Origin of the sequence: Collinsella tanakaei (genome assembly GCF_030373545.1) — a bacterium.
Lineage (GTDB): Bacteria > Actinomycetota > Coriobacteriia > Coriobacteriales > Coriobacteriaceae > Collinsella > Collinsella tanakaei_C.
Genome location: NZ_JAUDCO010000001.1, coordinates 263793 through 283890 on the forward strand (window position 1 = coordinate 263793; position 20098 = coordinate 283890).

The 20098-nt window shown below is 59.9% G+C and carries 8 protein-coding genes and 2 tRNA genes; 6 read left to right on the forward strand and 4 right to left on the reverse strand.

Annotated elements, in window-relative coordinates:
* Positions 1-270: 270 nt before the first annotated feature.
* On the forward strand, positions 271-900 hold the full coding sequence (locus QUW00_RS01035) for a helix-turn-helix domain-containing protein (RefSeq protein ID WP_289612546.1): 630 nt from the start codon (positions 271-273) through the stop codon (positions 898-900).
* 98 nt (positions 901-998) lie between these two features.
* Here QUW00_RS01035 and QUW00_RS01040 read toward each other — a convergent pair whose 3' ends face one another.
* On the reverse strand, positions 999-1499 hold the full coding sequence (locus QUW00_RS01040; protein ID WP_289612547.1) for a bifunctional nuclease family protein: 501 nt from the start codon (positions 1497-1499) through the stop codon (positions 999-1001).
* A 177-nt stretch (positions 1500-1676) separates the two neighbouring features.
* On the opposite strand from QUW00_RS01040, the gene QUW00_RS01045 reads away from it, so the two are divergent.
* A tRNA-Ile gene (locus QUW00_RS01045) sits at positions 1677-1753 on the forward strand.
* Between the two features lie 63 nt (positions 1754-1816).
* Positions 1817-1892 (forward strand) — tRNA-Ala (locus QUW00_RS01050).
* Positions 1893-2135: 243 nt separating this feature from the next.
* Here QUW00_RS01050 and QUW00_RS01055 read toward each other — a convergent pair.
* The gene (locus QUW00_RS01055) at positions 2136-2654 is read right to left on the reverse strand and encodes a hypothetical protein (protein ID WP_289612548.1); all 519 of its coding nucleotides are present in this window, start codon (positions 2652-2654) and stop codon (positions 2136-2138) included.
* Positions 2655-3038: 384 nt separating this feature from the next.
* On the opposite strand from QUW00_RS01055, the gene QUW00_RS01060 reads away from it, so the two are divergent.
* A complete protein-coding gene (locus QUW00_RS01060; RefSeq protein WP_289612549.1) occupies positions 3039-4733 on the forward strand; it encodes a phospho-sugar mutase in 1695 nt (564 codons plus the stop codon).
* A gap of 672 nt (positions 4734-5405) precedes the next feature.
* Complete coding sequence (locus QUW00_RS01065) at positions 5406-17237, forward strand: Spy0128 family protein (RefSeq protein WP_289612550.1); 11832 nt, start codon at positions 5406-5408, stop codon at positions 17235-17237.
* A 206-nt stretch (positions 17238-17443) separates the two neighbouring features.
* On the opposite strand, the gene QUW00_RS01070 is transcribed toward QUW00_RS01065, so the two are convergent.
* Positions 17444-17827 carry a hypothetical protein gene (locus tag QUW00_RS01070; protein ID WP_289612551.1) on the reverse strand — a complete coding sequence of 128 codons (384 nt, stop codon included), beginning with the start codon at positions 17825-17827 and terminating at the stop codon, positions 17444-17446.
* A gap of 315 nt (positions 17828-18142) precedes the next feature.
* On the opposite strand from QUW00_RS01070, the gene QUW00_RS01075 reads away from it, so the two are divergent.
* Complete coding sequence (locus QUW00_RS01075; protein ID WP_289612552.1) at positions 18143-18571, forward strand: Hsp20/alpha crystallin family protein; 429 nt, start codon at positions 18143-18145, stop codon at positions 18569-18571.
* A 680-nt stretch (positions 18572-19251) separates the two neighbouring features.
* On the opposite strand, the gene QUW00_RS01080 is transcribed toward QUW00_RS01075, so the two are convergent.
* A complete protein-coding gene (locus tag QUW00_RS01080; RefSeq protein WP_289612553.1) occupies positions 19252-20082 on the reverse strand; it encodes an MBL fold metallo-hydrolase in 831 nt (276 codons plus the stop codon).
* Positions 20083-20098: the final 16 nt, after the last annotated feature.

Genomic DNA, 20098 nt, shown 5'->3' on the forward strand with positions numbered 1-20098 from the left:
AAAATAATCCCTAGGGTGTTTTAACCCTGTCCCGCGCCTCCCCCTGGGCGCCTTAACCGCCGGGGATCGGATTGTCGTTTGGATTCGCTAACGCCCCATGGCTCCCAACCGACTGCGTCACTGCAGCTCAACCGCATCGTCAAGAACATTTGACGATGCGGTTGAGCCTTCTGCGCCCCGATGTCCGCACCCTTTGATGGTACGATGCGACGCGTCATGGCAACGTCGATGGCGTACGGGATACGTCCAGAACAGTCGGAAAGGAGGGCTATGGAAATCGGGAATCGCATCAAGAGCTGCCGAGCGGACGTCGGCATGTCCCAAGATGATCTGGCGGCGCGCATATACGTGTCGCGCCAGACGATCAGCTCGTGGGAAAACAACAAGACCTACCCCGATGTCCAGAGCCTACTGCTCCTTTCCGAAACCTTTGACGTGTCCGTGGACAGCCTGATCAAAGGAGATGTGGAAGCCATGACGAAGACGGTTGATTCAGACGTTCGCACCATGAAGCGGTTGGGGAATGTGATGCTGGTGTTTCTCATCCTCACGGCTCTTGCGTGCGGCTGGTTCACATTTCAGGTTGCCGTGTGGGATTGGCCTTTAGAGCATGCGATTCCCACCATAGTCATCGCATTGGTGATGTGGGGCATCTCCATGTTTGCGGCAATCTGGGTTGATCGCATCAAGAAGCAGCATGACTTAATCACCTACAAAGAGATCCTGTCCTATTGGCGCGGTGAGCCGGTCGACCGTGATACCGAGCGCGGTCGCCGCGAGCGGGCTATTCCCTCGTGGATGAAGACGGTTCGAACTATCGGGTGGATCATAATCGCCTTGGCTGTCGGAGCTGCCTTTGGTTTCTGCGTCTCAGGCGCCATCGCAACGCTGTTCGGTTGATGTAGGGGGTCCTATACGGCTTCCATAAAACAAAGCGCACGGCTTCGCGTCATTATGCGAAGCCGTGCGCGTACACGTTCATGTCGCGGTGCGGTCCGTTAGAAGTCGTCAGGCGAGACGGAGCGCGCGAACTCGTCGAAACGCTCAAGCTCCTTTTCGGTGTCCTCGTCGGAGCGGTACGAGATATTACCCGCGCGGTTCATGACATCGTCCTCGACGTAGATGGGCGCGTTGGCGCGCACGGCCAAAGCGAGCGCGTCGCTCGGGCGTGCGTCCAGATGCTTCTCGCTCCCCTCTTTGTCGGCAACGATGACGGTCGCATAGAAGATGGGGGCGTCGACGCGGTTGATCTCAATGCGCTCGAGCTTGGCGCCAAGCTCCTTGATAGCGTCGAGCATAAGGTCATGGGTGATGGGGCGCGGACCGTCGTTTCCGTCGACGCCGCGGCCGACCGCTGCAGCCTCGAAGGAGCCGGTCTGGATGGAAAGGGCCCTCAGCGGAGCATCCGACGTTCCGTCAGCGCTGCGCTCGCGCAGCACGATGACAGAGGGGACGGGCCCGGCGGCCATAATAATGGTCTCGATATCAACGCGAATCATTATGGCACCTCCTGGTCGATGATCGCGAAGCCGGGAAACCCGGCGATTGACTGGTAAGTTATAGTACCCAAAACGCGTCGTATGTGAAGTTTCGCACGTTCTCTTCATGTTGTCAGATTTACCGAAAAAAGTTGTTGACGCGCGACGTCGACCCGCGCTATTATTTCCTAGCGCGATGGACCTGTAGCTCAGTTGGTTAGAGCGTCCGGCTGATAACCGGGAGGTCACAAGTTCGAATCTTGTCAGGTCCACCACTTTCTTTCGCAATAAACACCCCAGCGAGAGCCGAGTCGCCGCTGGGGTGTTTATTACTAGATGGGGGTTTAGCTCAGCTGGGAGAGCGCGGGCTTTGCAAGCCTGAGGTCAGGGGTTCGATCCCCCTAACCTCCACCATAGAATCCTTCGACCTCGCCACGGCGAGGTTTTTTCTTATCAAGGAAGTGCAAGAGGACGTCCGGTGTATCGGGGCTGCTCGATGTGGCAGGGCCGCCAGGTGTGGCAAGGCCGCTGTGGGTTAAAACACCCTAGGGATTTTTTTACATGGCGTGTGTTTTTACACACGCCATGTAAAAAAATCCCTAGGGTGTTTTAACCCCCGGGCGGCCCAGCGTGGACACCGGGCGGACCCGAGCGAAGTTACTCGCCGGACTCGAGCAGGCCTTTGAAGCCGGTGAGGCGTTCCCAGACGCCGGCGCTGGCCATGAGCAGGACGCGGTCGTGCGAACGGCGCGTCTCTTCCTGCGCGTCCTTGGCGGCGCTCTGCGCGTTGTCCAACGCGGTCGACAGCTCGCGGATCTGGCTGTCCTTAGCGGCAAGCTGGGCGTTCAGCCCTTCGATCTGTGCCTTCAGGTCCTCGATCCGCTCCTTGTAGACAGAAACCACCGCATCGATATCAATACCGGCCGTCGGCGCCGCCACACCAGCGGGCTCGGCTTCGCTCGTCTCCCCCGCAGGAGCCGCCCCCGGCTTGTTTTCGACGTTCTTAGTCAGATAGTCGGCAAGCATCGACGCGCCCTCGGCATCGATGATCAGTGCGCCGCGGGCACCGTCAGCCTTGGCGTGCCCGTTCTCGCGCAGACCAAGCTCCTTGACCGCACGGCTTACCGTCGACTTGCCGCGCCCGGTGGCGTCAGCGATCTCTTTGATAGTCGGCATGCGCTCCCCTATCTGCATCAGACCGCGCCAAACAAAGCAGGCAGCAACGGTCCCAAGCAATCAAACCAAAATCATTGGTTCGATTATAGCGTCATTGGCGCGGTTGCATGAATCGGTCACGATACGGTGTGAAGCAATCCAAAACCAACAACGTCACACCGCACCGTTCTCACCCAAGCACCGCCTCGCGACACCCCGGCAGATCGCTCCGCCGCTCCCCCACCGCACCACACATCGTCTACCGGACAAATCGTCCTTCGGGCGGTATGTCGGGTCAAACTTTACCCAAATGGCGTAAGATGCGAGTGGGTCCGCGCATTCGACGAACCCCTCCGCGGGCATGCGGAGAACTCGCTGGTTACAAGCCAAGGGAAAGGTTCACACATGGCAGACGTACATGAGCTTCTTGACACATGGATCGCCAACGTCAAGGACGAGGAGCTTCTGGCTGAGCTTACGCAGATGAAGGACTCCGGCGACGAGAACGCCATCACCGATGCGTTCTTCCAGGATCTGGCTTTTGGCACCGCGGGCCTGCGCGGAACCATCGGCGCCGGTACCAACCGCATGAACATCTACACCGTGGGCCGCGCCACGCAGGGCTTCGCCAACTACCTCAACGACACGTTCGAGAACCCCACCGTCGCCATCGCGCGCGACAGCCGCAACAAGGGCGAGCTGTTCGTCAAGACCACCGCGGCGATCCTTGCCGCCAACGGCGTGACGGCCTATGTCTATCCCAAGATCTCGCCGGTGCCCACGCTGTCCTGGGCTACGCGCTACCTGCACTGCTCCGGCGGCATCTGCATGACCGCGTCGCACAACCCCGCGCCGTACAACGGCTACAAGGCCTACGGTCCGGACGGTTGCCAGATCACCAGCGAGGCCGCGGCTGCCATCTCTGCAGCTATGGAGGCCACCAACCCCTTCACCGACGTCAAGACCATGGACTTTGACGAGGCGGTCGAGCAGGGTCTGGTCAAGTGGATCGATGACTCGGTCCTTGACGCGTACTATGACGCGGTCGTGGACAAGTCCGTGAGCAACCTCACGCCCGAGCAGGTCGCAGGGGCGCCGCTCAAGCTCGTGTATACCCCGCTCAACGGCACCGGCCTCATCCCGGTGACCACGGTCCTCAACAAGGTGGGCATCTCTGACATTACCATCGTTCCCGAGCAGAAGGACCCGGACGGCAACTTCCCCACCTGCCCGTATCCCAACCCCGAGATCCGCGAGGCCATGCAGAAGGGCATCGACCTGTGCCAGGAGGTCAAGCCCGACCTGCTGCTGGCCACCGACCCGGATGCGGACCGCGTGGGCGTGGCCTGCGCCGACGGCGACGACTACACGCTGCTCACCGGCAACGAGATGGGCGTTTTGCTGCTCGACTACATCTGCAAGATGCGCGCCGAGCGCGGCGAGGACCTGTCCCGCAAGGTTGCTGTCACCACCATCGTGTCCTCCGCCATGGTCGATGCGCTGGCCGAGGAGTACGGCTTTGAGCTGCGCCGCTGCCTGACCGGCTTCAAGTACATCGGCGACATCATCACCGGCCTGTCCGACGCCGGCGAGGTCGACCGCTTCATCTTTGGCTTTGAGGAGAGCTACGGCTACCTGTCCGGCGACCACGTGCGCGACAAGGACGCTGTCAACGCCTCTATGCTCATCTGCCAGATGGCGCAGTACTACAAGCTGCAGGGCATCAACCTCGTTCAGGCCATGCGCGCCCTGTACGAGAAGTACGGCTACTATCACAACCGCACCATCTCGCTGAGCTATCCCGGTGCGGACGGCGCCGCCAAGATGGCCGGCATCATGGCCGACCTTCGCGCGACCGCACCGACCGAGATCGCCGGTGCAAAGGTCGAGGCGGTCGTGGATTACGAGACCGGCGTGAACGGTCTGCCTAAGGCTAACGTGATCGAGTTCGATCTTGAGGGTGGCGACAAGGCCATCGTCCGTCCGTCCGGCACCGAGCCCAAGATCAAGCTGTACATCTTCGCCAAGGGCGTGGATGCCGCTGCGGCTGACGCGCAGCTCGACGCGATCGAGGAGAGCGGTCGTAAGCTGCTGAGCTAACGGACCGATTCACACTGCACCAAACGCACCGCGCGGCGCGTGCATGTAAGGAAGCGGGGCGCTCGCACAGGCGGGTGCCCCGCTTTTTGTATGGCGCGAGTGTATGCGGCGGAGTTGGTGCGGTGGGGGAGTGCGCCACGGGAAATGGTTCGCACCGCATCGCAGACACGGCGCGGTGCGTACACCTATATATAAGTGAATCAAACCGGACCGATAATGAATCGGACCGCGTGAGCGTGCATGGGAGGGCCATGGTGCAATTGGCGCGCGGCGCGGTCGGTCTGCGCCTGACCGAACCGGGAACGGCGACCACGAGTGGTCGGTGGGGGAGTGTTGGGGTTTGCGCAGCTAGATGTTGGCATTTTGTCGGGAAAATGTCGGCTTACGACCGTTCACCCGGAAATTACGAACGCCCGGTGTTTTCCATGTGTGCAAAAACATTTATAAACACGCGGTAAAACCGCAGGTAGACAGCGGTATCCGACAGGGGTCAAACAATTCGTTTATAAATTTCAAGGTAAACTTGAACCTTAAGCCATCCTTAAGTGATAGAGTCCCATGTGTATATCTCTGTACATGACGGGAGAGCTATGCCGCTTTTGCCCCGTGCGAAAACGGCATCTTCGGTCGGGAAATGCAGCTTAATTGCAGCAGTAGAGAAGGATGGTTGAGATGGGTCGGCACTTCAAGAACAATGCAACGGGTGGAGGTTGCTCCGAGCGAGTAACCACCAAGAGGCTCAAAAAGCCTGTAGCCGCACTGGTCGCGCTGGTCGCGACCTGCGTAGTCGCCGTGAGCGCCTACGCGACGGTTCCCGCAGTCCGCAACGCGGTCGACACGGTGAGGGATAACCTCGTCGCCGCGGTCACCGGTAGCAACGCGGCGCAGACGCGTGCTGTGGGTGATACGGTTGAGAACTCGGCCGTTGCCGACCGTGACTCGACGAACGACTGGAACACCGTTCTCACGCAGGACGGTCAGGTGTCCACCCAGAACATCGGTCGCATCTGGACTGACAAGTCGGTCTTTACCGATTCTTATAAGTTCCAGGGATCCATCGAAGACACCATCACCAAGGCCAAAGGCTCTGACTTCCTCGTCGGCCTCTCCGCCCTCTCCTCAACTTCCAACCTAAAGACTGTCACCACCACGACCACGCCCCTCGACATCGTCCTCGTCCTCGACGTGTCCGGTTCTATGGACGATCCGATGGGCGGGGCATACACCGAGACTTATAGCATTTCTACCAATCGCAGCTACTACGTCAACGTTGATGGTGAGTGGCACGAGGTGGAATATTCTAGGAGGCAGGGGTGGTATTACCAAACCGGTTTTGGTATGTGGGCGGAGACCCACTATGTAACTCCCAAGACATCCGCATCTGACTCGAATCCTGATCATGTTCAGTTCTATACCTATCAGACCGTGTCCAAGATGGATTCGCTGAAGAGCGCGGCTAATCAGTTCATCGACTCGGTCAACACAATGAATGAGGCAATTCCCGAGGGCGGCGAGCAGCATCGCATCGCCATCGTGAAGTATGCTGACGATAGCTATCACTACACGATTGGTAACAACAGGGGTGCCGGTGGTAATGGGGAATACAACTACACCCAGGTTATGTCTGACTTCTCCACCAACGCGGCCGACCTGAAAGACGGCATTGACTCCATCAATGCGGGCGGTGCGACTGCGTCTGACTACGGTCTTACGATGGCGCAGCACGTGTTTGATGGTGGAACGTATGAAGCTGGCCGGTATGATGACAATGAGGGAAGCGGAACCTACGTTGGCGCACGCGCCGAGGCCAAGAAGGTTCTGATTTTCTTTACCGACGGTCAGCCCAACCACAGCAGCGGCTGGAGCGATAGCGTCGCAGCCACGTCTGTTAACCTGGCACACGACATGAAGGCGGCGGGTACGACCATCTACACTATCGGTGTGGTGGACGGTGCCAACCCCGACAATACGACGACTAATCTCAACCGCTACCTCCATGGTGTTTCGAGTAACTACAAGGATGCAACCGCCACTGGTTGGTGGGGAGATGCGGATTGGGGTAGCCTTGATCTTGGCACCCGCACCCCTGCTCCCGAGGGAAGCACGGAGGTTCCGCAGTATTACTATGCTGCTGAGGACGCCGCTCAGCTCGATCAGGTTTTCCAGGACATCACCACGTCCATTGGTCAAGACAACGCCTCCGGTTCGCCTATTGAAGATGTGACCACCGAGGGAGAGACCAACCCTGGCAACCTGACGTTCAACGATGAGCTCGGCGCCTATATGGAGGTTGCCGGCAATACGATGCAGATCGTCTATGCGGACCAGACCTTTACGAGTGGGAACCGTACGTCGCAGAACATCGAGGGCGGCGTGGTGTATACCTATCCGTTCTCCGGTACGGTTCATGCCAATGAGGCGTATGGAGATAGGGTCGCTAACCTGAGCGGTCTCCAGATTAAGGTCACGCACTACGATGACCCCGCCAAGGGCGATCTTGTTGAGGCTGTCATCCCTGCCGACCTGATTCCGATGCGCAACTACGAGGTGGATACCGAGAACGGCACCATGACCGTCTCCTCGACCTATCCCGTGCGCCTTTTCTATAGCGTTCAGGTGAAGGCGGAGGCTGCCGAGCAGCTGGCCGACCCGTCGAGCGCCATCTACACGAGCGACTATGTCAAGAACAACACCAACGAGGACGGTACGGGTGTCGAGTTCTACTCGAACCTCTATACCAACAGCAATGGTGACGGTTTTGTCGGCGATACGACCGCGACCTTCAAGCCGAGCAACGGCAACCGCTTCTACTACTTCACGGCCAATACGCCGCTGTACACGAGCAATGACGGTTCCGATGCGCAGGCCGATCGCAGCTTCATCAATGGTGACAACACCGTTTACTACAAGGACACCTACTGGGTTCAGACCGATAAGACGGTGGAGGACCCCGAGACTGGTGAGCAGATTCCTGTTGCCGAGGAGAAGACGGAGTACATCCCTCTGTCCACGAGCGACATTCGTGACAGCGTGAAATACACGGCCTCGGGCGCTTATCTGCCCCCGCAGACCCACAACGAGGATAAGATCGACGACCTGTATGCCGTCAAGGGCGATGATGGCAACCCGACCGAGACTGCCAAGGACACTCTGAACCCGACATGGACCGTTATTCAGGACGATAATGGCGACAACGTCTCCGTCATCTCCGCCCGCATGGGCAACAATGGTCGCCTGGCCCTCGAGCTGCCCGGCACGCTTGCCGTGAGCAAGAACGTTGCCTTCGGTGACCAGTACGGCAACACCGGCTTTGATGCGTCGGCTTACACCCAGAAGAAGGACTACGCCATCAACATCACGCTGACCGGCGAGGACAACCGGCCTGTTTCCGGCACGTACAAGGCGCAGGTCAAGAATGCCCAGGGTGCCGTGGTGTCCAACCCGACCAATGGCTACTTTGACATCACCTTCACGAACGGTAAGGCTACCCAGTCGATTAAGCACGGCGAGACGCTGTACATCTACGGCCTTGACGCCGGCGCTACGTACGAGGTGACGGAGACCGCCCCGGGCGATGGCTTCACCACCGCGTATGACGACAACGCCAAGGGTACGATTGAAATCAATAAGACCTCCAGCACTACGGTGACCAACACCTACACGCTGCAGTCCACCGAGCTGACCGGTTCCACCGACCTCAAGGTGTCCAAGACGCTGAGCAATCGCGATTGGCGTGAGGGTGACTCCTTCACGTTCAGGATTGCTGCCGGCCAGTCGACACCCAACGCTCCTATGCCGGAGAAGACTACCGTTACGATTGACAGCACCAACAAGGATGCTGGCGCGAGCTTCGGCAACATTTCCTACAGCACGCCGGGTCAGTACGTCTACATCATCTCCGAGGTCGTTCCCACCGAGGATGCGCTGACGGGCGTCACCTACTCCCGCGCACGCTATCGTGTCTTGGTTGATGTTGAGGACAATGGCGACGGCACCATGACCGCCACCTCCACCATGACGCAGATCATGGACGATGCGGGCACCAACGTCGAGAATGGCCCCGCCATCGAAACGCACACCGCCGCGTTTACTAACACCTATCGCACGAGCGACGAGGGCGGTACTGCGAACCTCGGCGGCACGAAGCGCTTCACTGATGCTACTGGCGCAACGGAGCTTGCCGACTGGACGTTCGACTTCACACTCACTGCTGTCGGCGGCTATCCGTCCGATGAGAAACCTGGCGAACCGGGTGCTGGGGAAACGGTCTATCCCATCTCTGCGGCTGACGTTCCCATGCCCGCCGATGCTCAGGGTACGAGCAAGACCGTTACCTTGAGTGGCGGTGCCCAGGTCTTCAACTTTGGTGAGATGACCTACGACGGCAACGACGTGGACAAAACCTACGTGTATGCAATCACCGAGGTTGCTGGCGACAACGACAAGATGACCTATGACGGCGACACCGAGTACGTCACGGTTACTGTGACCGAGGCTCAAGACGGCAACGTTGCCGTCATCAATGCGATTGCCAATCGCAACGCTGCTGACGTCGTGTTCGAGAACAGCTATACTCCCGAGTCGGCTAAGCTGGCCGGCGACACCGCTCTGGGCGGTACCAAGACCATTACCGGCCGTGACATGGTCGAGGGCGAGAGCTACGACTTCACACTCGAGTACACCGACGGCGTTGACGGCACGACGCCTGCTGAGGACAGCTGGATTGTGCTGCCTGATGCTGATGACATGACCGCCCGCGTGACCGGCGCCCAGAAGGGTGACAAGACTGCATTCACCTTCGGCGACATCACGTTCAACCATGTTGGTGTGTACACGTTCACCATCTCCGAGAACGTGCCCACCGGCGAGGATGCTCTTGGTGGCATGACGTATGACAACCACAAGTGCACCGTGACGGTTGACGTTACGTACGACAAGGACAACAACAGGCTTGTTGCTTCCACTGACTACGGTACTTTCGACAATCGCGCGAGCAACGAGTTCGTGAACGAGTATGAGTCCAGCTTCAACTATGGCACTACTACTGCGGGCGGCCTGAACGTGAGCAAGACGCTCACCGGTCGCGACATGCTCGACGGCGAGTTCAGCTTCACGATTACCGCGGCAAATGTTGAGGGCAATCCTGCTTTGACGGACAACAAGCTCGCCGAGGCTGATGAGAACTTCAGCAACGGCGGTGCCAACGACGGCGTTGCCAACGTCATGAGCAAACTGCGCGGCATCACGTTCGATCAGGATGACGCCGGCAAGACCTTCATCTACACCGTTGCCGAAACCAAGGGCGATCTGGCCAACGTTGACTACGACGCCAACGTGTATACTGTCGAGATCAAGGTTGTCGACGACAACGACGGCACCATGCACACCGAGACCACGGTGAAGAACGCCGACGGCGAGCAGGTTGGCGAGGTTGCGACCTGGGATGACCAGGCAACCGAGGGCAGCACCGTTGCGACCGTTGCGTTCAAGAACACCTATACGCCTGACGAGGCCGAGCTGACCGAGGGTACCGATACTGGTCTCAAGGTGACCAAGAAGGTTACTGGTGCGCCGACGGATGCCGACTTCAACTTCACGCTCGTGCTGACCGGCCAGCCCGAGGGCTCCAAGGTTGGTGGTGTGACCGAAGATGGTGAGGGCAACATGATTGCCACCACCAAGGTGGACCACAACTTCACTGCCGATGAGGTCGCCGCTGGCACGACGGCCGAGGCGCTCTTTGGCACGCTGACCTTTGATAAGGCCGGTACCTACACCTTTGACGTGATTGAGAACGAGGCTCAGGGCGAGGGCGCCGAGGACAACTGGCCCGCTGGCTGGAAGTACGACACCAGTACGCGCCAGTACACCGTTGTCGTGACCGACGAGAACCCGGCGCATGCCGAGGACGAGGGCCAGCCGCTCTACGACGGCAAGCTCCACATCCAGAGTGTGAATCCGAGCAGCCGGAACCAGACCTTCACCAATAGCTACGATCACGGCACCGTCACCATCGGCGGCGACGCCGAGGAGGCCCTGACGGTCGAGAAGACCGTAAAGGGTTGGTCCACCGATGCCGACTTCCACTTCACTTTTACCCCCGTTGAGGAGGAGGGTGTCGATTGGAGCACCATCGAGATCGCTAATGGCGCCGACAAGACCACGGTAACCGAGAACTTTGCCGACGGCGATACTCACAGCGCTCAGTTCGGTGAGATAACGTTCACCAAGCCCGGCACCTATAAGTTCAACGTGACCGAGGACGAGGCTCACGACGAGACCGCCGATCCCGCTGGCTGGACCTACGATGACAGCACTCAAACCATCACGGTGATCGTGTCTGAGACCGATGCCGACGGCAACTACGACGGCAAGCTCCATGCTACCGTTGACGGTCCTGCCAAGTTCGAGAACACCTACAAGGCCGGTACGGCTACCGTCGAGGGCGGCGAGGCTAACTTCGCAGGCACAAAGATGATCGACGGCCGCGACTGGCTCGACAGCGAGACCTTCGGCTTCGAGCTGACCAAGGGCGACGTGTCCGAGCGCGCTTCGTGGGATAACGTGACGTATCTCCCCGTCGATGCGGCCGAGGATGCCGAGCCGGTTGCCTTTGAGAGCGCCACCGCCACGGCTAATGAGAAGAACGACAAGAACGGCACCTTCTGGTTCGCCGGTACTTACCTGTTCTCCGAGCCCGGTACGTACACCTTCAACGTGACCGAGAAGCAGCACAACGGTGACGCTCTGCCCGAGAAGGGCGCTGAGCCCGTCAACGGCATGACTTACGACCGCCACGTCGGTACCATCACCGTTGAGGTGACCGATAACGGTTCCGGCACGCTGCAGGCCAAGGTGACTCCGGGCACGGACGATGCCTCCGTCGAGTTCGTCAACACCTTCGAGGGCAAGCCCTACACCTTTGGTCTCGAAGCCGACGAGATGCTGAGCGGCCACAAGACGGTCGAGGACAACGTTGGTTCGTTCCAGATGGCCGACGATCAGTTCACGTTCGTCATGCGTGCGCAGGCTGAAGCCAATCCGATGCCCGACAACCTGACGGTTGAGACTGACACTAACGGCTACAAGGTCGTGTCGGTTAAGAATACGAACACCGACGCGCAGGCGTATACCGCCGACTACAGCTTCGGCAGCATCACCTTCGACCATGATGATCTGGCTGGTGTGACCGACGACGACAACGACGGCAAGATCAGCAAGGCGTTCCAGTACAACGTGTACGAGAACGAAACCGATATGCCCGCTGGCGTGAGTGCCGTGAATCCTGGCTGCACGTACACGGTTACCATCACGGTGACCGAGGACCTAGCAACCGGTGAGATCACCGCCGAGGGCGAGGCCGTTCTGGTGAACCCGGGCGATGCCGAGAATGATCCCGCGACTTTGGGTAGCCTCGACTTCGTCAACAAGTACGACGCCGGCACGATTACGGGCGGCATTCAGATTTACAAGACGCTGAGCGGCCGCAATTGGCAGCAGGGCGATACCTTCACCTTCGATGTGACGATGAAGGCTGATGGGGTTGCCAAGGACGATCTGCCGGAGTTCAACTTCGACAACCTGGCGGGCACCGTTGCCGACTACACCGAGGCCGACGGCGAGCTGAGCTACAACATCACCATCAACCCCTCGCGAAGTGCGACAGGCAACAGCTATGCGTTTGGCACGGGCATTCCCACCTACACGCACGAGGGCACCTATGTCTACACCATCACCGAGCGCGACAGCACGGTGGCGGGCGTTACCAAGGACAGCTCGACCTACGTCGTGACCGTCGTGATCGAAGACGTTGAGCAGGGCGGCGAGCATGTCCTGAACCGCACTGCTACCATCGAGCGCGATGGTGTGCCGTACGAGAACACCGGTCGTGTAGACTTCACCAACACCTACACTGCCGCGGGTACGCTCGACGGTGCGACGGTACTCGATGTTCAGAAGACCTTCACGGGCCGTGAGAACAACGAGTGGACCGACAACGATGTGTTCACCTTCAAGCTGACTGGCTCTGAGGGTGCTCCGATGCCTAAGAACGACCAGGGCGATGTGGTGGATACCATCACACTGACCAAGAACGAGCTTGCCGACGGAGTGGCCACGGGCAGCTTCGGCGACATCGCTTACGGCAACGCCGACCGTGGTAAGAGTTACACCTATACCATCACTGAGGTTGCGGGCAACGTCTACGGCGTTGACTACTCCGAGGCTGAGTACAAGGTGACGGTGACGGTCAACGATAAGGCCACGCCTGATGGCACGCTGGTCATTGTGTCTACCGTCGAAAAGACCAAGGACGACAACGGCGCTGCGGTTGATCCCGCTTCCGCTGCTAACGTTGCTGCCTTCACCAACACCTACAAGGTGAACGACGACACCAAGACGGTCGACCGCGTTGACGAGGACGTTAAGACCGACGTCGACGGTAAGCTCGTGGGCGTGGGCGATACGCTCGAGTACACCATCCACTGGGTGAACGACGCGATTAACGAGACCGGCGTCGCTCAGGATGCTACTGTGACCGTTGTCGACAAGCTGCCTGCTGGCGTGACCCTGGACCAGGATTCCATCGGCGAGGGCGTCTACGACGCCGACGCCGGCACGATCACTTGGACCATCAATGCCAAGGCTGCCCAGGAGGGTGACATTACCTACAGCGTTACCGTCAACGACGAGGCGCTGCAGACCGACGAGCTGACCAACACCGCGCAGGTGACGGTTGGTGACAACAACCCGCACCAGAGCGTTGAGACCACGGTCCACGTCCCGCAGAAGTCCGTCGAGAACGATCGCGAGGACGCCGATGCTGGTGATCTCAAGGTCGGAGACACCCTGACCTACACCATCGAGTACACCAATGATGCCGACGAGCCGGCGACCATCACGGTGACCGACCCGGTTCCCGCGGGTCTGACGGTGACCCAGGACGACATCCAGGACGGCGGTACGCTTGCCGATGGCACCATCACCTGGGTCATCGAGAACGTGCCTGCTGGCCAGAGCGGTGAGGTGCACTTCAGCGGTGTGGTGAACGAGACCGCGCTGGCCGAGGGCGCCAATAACCAGGCAACCATTGAGGTTGGCGAGGACGGCCCGGTTATCAAGACCAACACGGTGCCCGGCACGCTTAAGACCGGTACCATGTCCATCTCTAAGACCGTCCAGGTTGATGAGGCCGAGGGAACCGAGATTGACACCAAGAAGCTCTTTGAGTTCACTGTCAATCTGACCGACACCAAGGACAACGCGCTGACCGGTACGTACGCCATCGAGGGCGCGTTCGACAAGGACGGCAATGCTCTCACTTCCGTCACCGATGGCACCAAGGTCTACCTGCACCATGGTGACAGTGCGACCGTGAAGGGCCTGCCTGCAGGAACGCAGGTCAAGGTGACCGAGACGGTGCCTGATGGCTACACGGCCGACAGGGCCGAGCGTACAGGTGCGATTATCGCTGACGCTAACACTCTGTTCGCGTTCACGAACACCTACAGCACTGATCCCGGTACGGTTTCTGAGGGTACCGAGTCTGCCTTCAACCTGACCAAGCAGCTGACCGGTCGCGACGAGAACAATTCGTGGGCCGCGGGTGACGAGTTCACCTTCACGCTGACCCCTGGTACGGCCACCGACCTCGAGGGCAACCCGGTCGAGGACCTGACCGTCCCGATGCCTGCCGATTCCGCGGATGGCATCAAGAAGGTGACGGTCGGTGCCGTCAAGGCCGGCGAGAACGGCGTCGCTCCGATTGACTTTGGCGAGATCAGCTACGAGCGCACGGGTATCTACACCTACACGGTGCAGGAGACTGGCGCTGACGGCGAGCTCGGTACGGGCGGCTACGCGGACGGCATCACCTACGATGGCCGCACCGTAAACATCAGGGTGACCGTGACCGACAATGGCACCGGCGGCTTGGTTGCTGCTGTGGAGAAGACCGACGAGGCTGTTCCCGCCACTGACGATGTGGCCGCCGTGTCCTTCCAGAACACCTACAACTCCACGTTCGACTACGGCGCCAACGGCCAGGGTGGTATCGACATCACCAAGATGCTTCAGAACCGCGATATGACCGAGGGCCAGTTCACCTTCAAGGTGACTGCGGCAGACGAGCTCGCTGCCGGGAAGATCGGTGGTCAGACGGTCGAGTTGAAGTCCGCTGCGGCTGCCGCCGATACGGCGCAGTCCGTGATCGGCAACCCGTTCGGCAACGTGACGTTCGATCGTGCCGATAGTGGCAAGACGTTCACCTATACCATCGAAGAGACCGGCACGGCGCCTGATGGCTATACCTACGACTCCGATGTCTTCACGGTTGAGATTACGCCGGACGACAAGGGCGACGGCACCATGAGTGTGACCACGGATGTGTCCAGCAAGAATGGCTACAGCCAGACGGTGACCAGCACCGCGGCTGATCCGCAGAAGGCCACCGTGTCCTTCGTCAACACCTACGACGCGGGCGACGTGACCGTGGGCGCCAATGGCGACGCGACCATCGTTGCCACCAAGACGCTCAAGAACGACGACATCGCTGAGTACGACGGCGAGTTCACGTTCAAGGTGACGAGTGGCGACACCGAGGTTGCCACCGGCAGTAACAACGCTGACGGCTCCATCACCTTCGACACGATCACCTACACGAGCGAGAACCTCTATGCGGCCGCCCACGGCGGATCCGATGAGGTCGGCACCGCCTCGCTCGCCACTGAGGGCGATGAGGACGTCTACACCTTCGTGTACAGCGTTTCCGAGGATGAGCCGACCGCCGATGGCGTCAGCATCACGAACGGTAAGGGCTCCGTGACCATCACGGTGACCGACGATCGTGCCGGCAAGCTTTCCATCGACGTTGATTACGGCTCGGACGCCAACGGCCTGGAGTTCGTCAACACGTACGGTACGGGCGAAGCGGCTGAGGTGACGCTCGGCGGTAACAAGACGCTGACCGGTATCGATGGAGCTGTCGCTCCGGCGCTTGAGAGCGGTATGTTCGAGTTCACCATCACCGGTAAAGACGGCGCTCCGATGCCTGAGACCACGAAGGTTACCAACGAGGGCTCTGCCATTAGCTTCGGCCCGATCAAGTACACCATGGAGAACGTCTTTGGTACCGATACCGCCGATGAGACGACGGTAACCGAGGATGATGCCGCCGAGCAGACCGATGAGGCTGTCGAGACCGAGGGTGCCGAGCTTGAGGGCGAGGCCACCGAGGTCGAGACCACGGATGAGGCCGCAACCGAGTCCGAGACCACCGACGAGGTCGTTGCCGGCGAGGCCGCACCCGCCGAGGACGAGGGCATCGAGCTCTACACCGCTGGACGCACCAAGACCTTCACCTACACCATCAGCGAGACCCATGCTGGCGACACCATCAAGGGCATCACCTACGACGGTAGCTCCAAGACCGTTAAGGTTACGGTGACCGACAACGGTGATGGCACGGTTTCCGCTGCGGTGACCGCCGACACCGATGCCGACGAGAATATGGACTTCACGTTCGACAACACCTACTCGGTGACGCCCGAGGAGAGCACGCCGACGGGCGAGGGTGCCCTGACCTTCACCAAGGTTTGGGATCGCCAGGGCGGCTCGCGTGAGCTGGCTGCCGGTGACTTCACCTTCCAGCTGGTGAGCAAAGCCGACCCGGAGACGGTCTACACCGCCACCAACGACGCTGACGGCAACGTGGCGTTCGAGTCGATCACGTTCGACCGCGCGGGCGACTACACCTACACGCTCAGCGAGGTTGTGCCCGAGGACGCCACACCGGTCGACGGCGGATACGAGAAGGACGGTGTGCTCTACCTGAACACGTCCTACACGGTGACCGCTCACGTGACCGACAACCACGACGGCACCCTGAGCGTTGAGTGGACCATGACCGACGCCGACGGCGCCGACGCGACGACGGCCACCTTTGTCAACACGTACTTCGTCGAGGGCACCTCGGTGACGTTCGGCGCTGCCAAGGCGCTCGAGGGCCGCGCGGTCAAGGACGGCGAGTTCACGTTTGAGCTGCGCGACGCCGAGGGCAACGTACTCGGCACCGCCACCAACGACGAGACGGGTCAGATCGTCTTCGCTGATGCGGTTCAGAGCTTCGGCAGCGTGGGCGAGTACGACTTCGTGATCGCCGAGGTTCTGCCCGAGGATGACGACGCCACCACCGAGGGTATCCAGAAGGACGGCGTGACCTACGACGAGACCACCTACACGGCTCACGTCGTGGTGAGCGACGACAACAAGGGCAAGCTGTATGTCTCCGAGCTCACCTACAACGGCGAGGCTGCGCTGCCGACCTTCAAGAACTCCTATGAGGAGCCGAAGGAGCCGGTGACGCCCGAGAAGCCTGCGAAGCCCGAGGAGAACATCCCGCAGACCGGCGACAACACCATCGCCATGGTCGGTGGATGCGCGCTCGCGGCTATGGCGCTAATCGGCGGCGGCATCTTCCTGCGCCGTCGCAACAGCGACCAGCAGTAACGACAGGGGAGGCCGAGCTGCCTCGGCCTCCCTGCCTACGAAAGTAGGTAACCACGGTTGTCGCTGCGGGAAATCCCGACCTTTCCGCAGAGGCATATAAAAGACCCGGTCCCTCCATTCCGATTTAGGGGGACCGGGTTGCTTTGTATAGATGGGTGACAGCCCGACGCGGTGCACGGCGTCGGGCTGTTGTGTGGTTGGTGGGGTTAACGCAGGAAAACGAACCAGATCAAGAAGGCAACCACCACGACGATGGCCACGAGGGCAAGGATCAGGTGGGTGCGGCGCTGCGCCTGCTCACGTCTGATGAAGATGGACTTGCGCGAGGTGGGTGTCTCGATATAGCGCTCAAAGTGCAGGTTTTGGGTGCCGGGGTTCTGGGAGCGGGGGTGTGCCGGCTGCAAGGGCGCGTGTCCTTGGCGGCCGGCATTTACGGGAGGCAGATAGTCGGGGTCATTGGTGGCGACGCCCATGTGACGGCGACCCGAAGTCGCTTGAGGGGGTTGCTGCGGCGACGCCGGGCGCTCGCGATAGGCGGAAGGCGCGGCGTGTGGGGAAGAAGAGCGATGATCTTGTAGCTGATCGTCCATGGAACATCCCTGCGTAGAACCCTATATACGACCATTGTACGCAGGGCGATGTACCTGCGAGCGAGATTTAAGGAATGGTGTACGCGTAGGGAGTTTGTAAACGAAGTGTCCATAAAGTCAGCTTGGCGTAAGCAGGGGCGTGTCGAGTGATTGGATATCTTAGTCTAATGGACTTAGATTTGATGATAGTGTGACGCTTAAAAAATCTGTCTAACACGGAATAGAGCCGGTCCGTGCGGGAATAACTACAAGCGACCAAAGAAGTCCTCGCCTCCCAGAAGGGGAGCGCGGCACGTCACCAAAGGAGTGATAGATATGGCAAGCATGGTTCCTTATCGTTCGGTTTTCGGTCTTCGTCCCGCTACGTCGCTGCTCGACGCGTTTGACGACATGATGGACCTGGCGTCCACCCCGCTTTCGACCAAGGCGTTCCCGATCGATGTCGAGGACACCGGCACCGGCTACGAGATCAAGGCGTATCTCACCGGCGTGAGCAAGGATGACATCGATGTCGAGCTCAACGAGGGTCGTCTGTCCATCTCCGTCAAGGTTGAGGAGAGGGAAGAGGACAAGGGCAAGAACTACCTGCAGAAGGAGTTCACGTCCTACAGCGCGACCCGCGGCGTGTATCTGAAGGACGCGGCGTCCGAGGGCCTGTCCGCGCGCTACGCCGACGGCATCCTGACCGTCACCGTTCCGAAGATCGTCGAGAAGAAGAACGTTACCAAGATCGCGATTGACTAGCTTTACCTGCGTATATGAAGCAAAGGAAGGGTCCGGGGTTTCACCCCGGACCCTTCCTTTTGGGTTGGTTGGGGGGTTGTTTGGGGACGTGTTCGTTTCAACCCATTTGGCGCTGCATTTTCGACCCGAATACCACTACCCCCGTTTACAGTTCGGTTTTGCGAGGGGTGTCCGAGTACGCCAGCCTTCGGGCTCGCAGAAACCGCAGGTAATGGCTCTGTCTTTTTTCGGGCTACTCTGAGGGTGACGGCAAAACCGTCCCCTAAACGGGGGTATGGTTTTGAGAGCTCCGCTTTAGGGGGTCTGACCGAGGGAACGGCGCGCCTCGTTGCGAATGGGTTGAAATGAACCTGTCCCCGATTGTCCAGAAATGAACCTGCCTATCATTATCGGCCCGAAATATCACTACCCCCGTTTACGGTTCGGTTTTGCGAGGGGTGTCCGAGTACGCCAGCCTTCGGGCTCGCAGAAACCGCAGGTAGCGGCGTTGTCATTTTTCAGGCTACTCAGAGGGCGTCCTCAAAACCGAACCGTAAACGGGGGTACCGCTCCTCAGGGGAGAAGACGGTCAAAATGGGTTGGATGGAACACGTCCCCAATCAACCCAAAATGGGTTGGATGGAACACGTCCCCAATCAACCCAAAATGGGTTGGAGGGAACACGTCCCCAATCAACCCATTTAGGCGATGGTGATCGGTCGGTTTTGGCCGGCGGCACGAATGTGCAGGTCGGAGCCACTCCCGCCGCGTGCGAGCGTGGCGGTGGAACCGAGTTCGTCATCAAGTTCGGCTCCCAGCGCGGCGGCAAAGGAGCGCACCGCCAGGCTGGGGCGGTTGTTCTCCTGCGAGATATGCATGGCGACAAGCTGCTCGGTGTGCGACCCAACAATGCGCTCGGCGGCTTCGGCTGCCTGGTCGTTGGAGAGGTGCCCCGCATCCGAGATGATGCGGTCCTGCAGGTAGCGCGGGTAGGAGCCGGTTCTCAGCATGGGGACGTCGTGGTTGCTCTCGAGCGCGATGACCCGCGCGTCGCTCAAGGCATCGAGCGCGAAATCGCTCAGGCAGCCCGTGTCGGTCGCGTAGCCTATGGAGTCGCCGCCGCAGTCAAACCGAAAACCGACGGGGTTCACCACGTCGTGCGAGGTCGCAAAGGTCTGCACGTCGACACCCGCCACTTCAAAGCGCAGGCCGGGTACGAACTCGCAGAAATCGAGCTCGTTCAGGTACGCGCGCGTCTCGGGTGTGCCGATGCTCGCGTACAGCTCGACGTCAAACGCCCGGCACCACACGCTGATGCCGCTCACGTGGTCGGTGTGCTCGTGGGTGAGCAGCAGGGCGCGGACGTCATGCTCGTCGAGCCCCAGCTCGTGCATGCGCCGAAGCACCTCGCGCCGCGAAAAGCCGTTGTCGATCATGATGAGGCCCTGCGGTCCCTCGATCAGCGCGCAGTTGCCCTTCGATCCGCTGCCCAGCACGTGCAGGCGCAGGGCGTATCCGTTGTGTTCCGACAAACCTACCGGCTCCCTA

Bases quoted from the DNA above. Each gene is read 5' to 3' on its own strand.
- QUW00_RS01035 (WP_289612546.1), top strand. From the start codon at position 271: ATGGAAATCGGGAATCGCATCAAGAGCTGCCGAGCGGACGTCGGCATG.
- QUW00_RS01040 (WP_289612547.1), bottom strand. From the start codon at position 1,499: ATGATTCGCGTTGATATCGAGACCATTATTATGGCCGCCGGGCCCGTC.
- QUW00_RS01055 (WP_289612548.1), bottom strand. From the start codon at position 2,654: ATGCCGACTATCAAAGAGATCGCTGACGCCACCGGGCGCGGCAAGTCG.
- QUW00_RS01060 (WP_289612549.1), top strand. From the start codon at position 3,039: ATGGCAGACGTACATGAGCTTCTTGACACATGGATCGCCAACGTCAAG.
- QUW00_RS01065 (WP_289612550.1), top strand. From the start codon at position 5,406: ATGGGTCGGCACTTCAAGAACAATGCAACGGGTGGAGGTTGCTCCGAG.
- QUW00_RS01070 (WP_289612551.1), bottom strand. From the start codon at position 17,827: ATGGACGATCAGCTACAAGATCATCGCTCTTCTTCCCCACACGCCGCG.
- QUW00_RS01075 (WP_289612552.1), top strand. From the start codon at position 18,143: ATGGCAAGCATGGTTCCTTATCGTTCGGTTTTCGGTCTTCGTCCCGCT.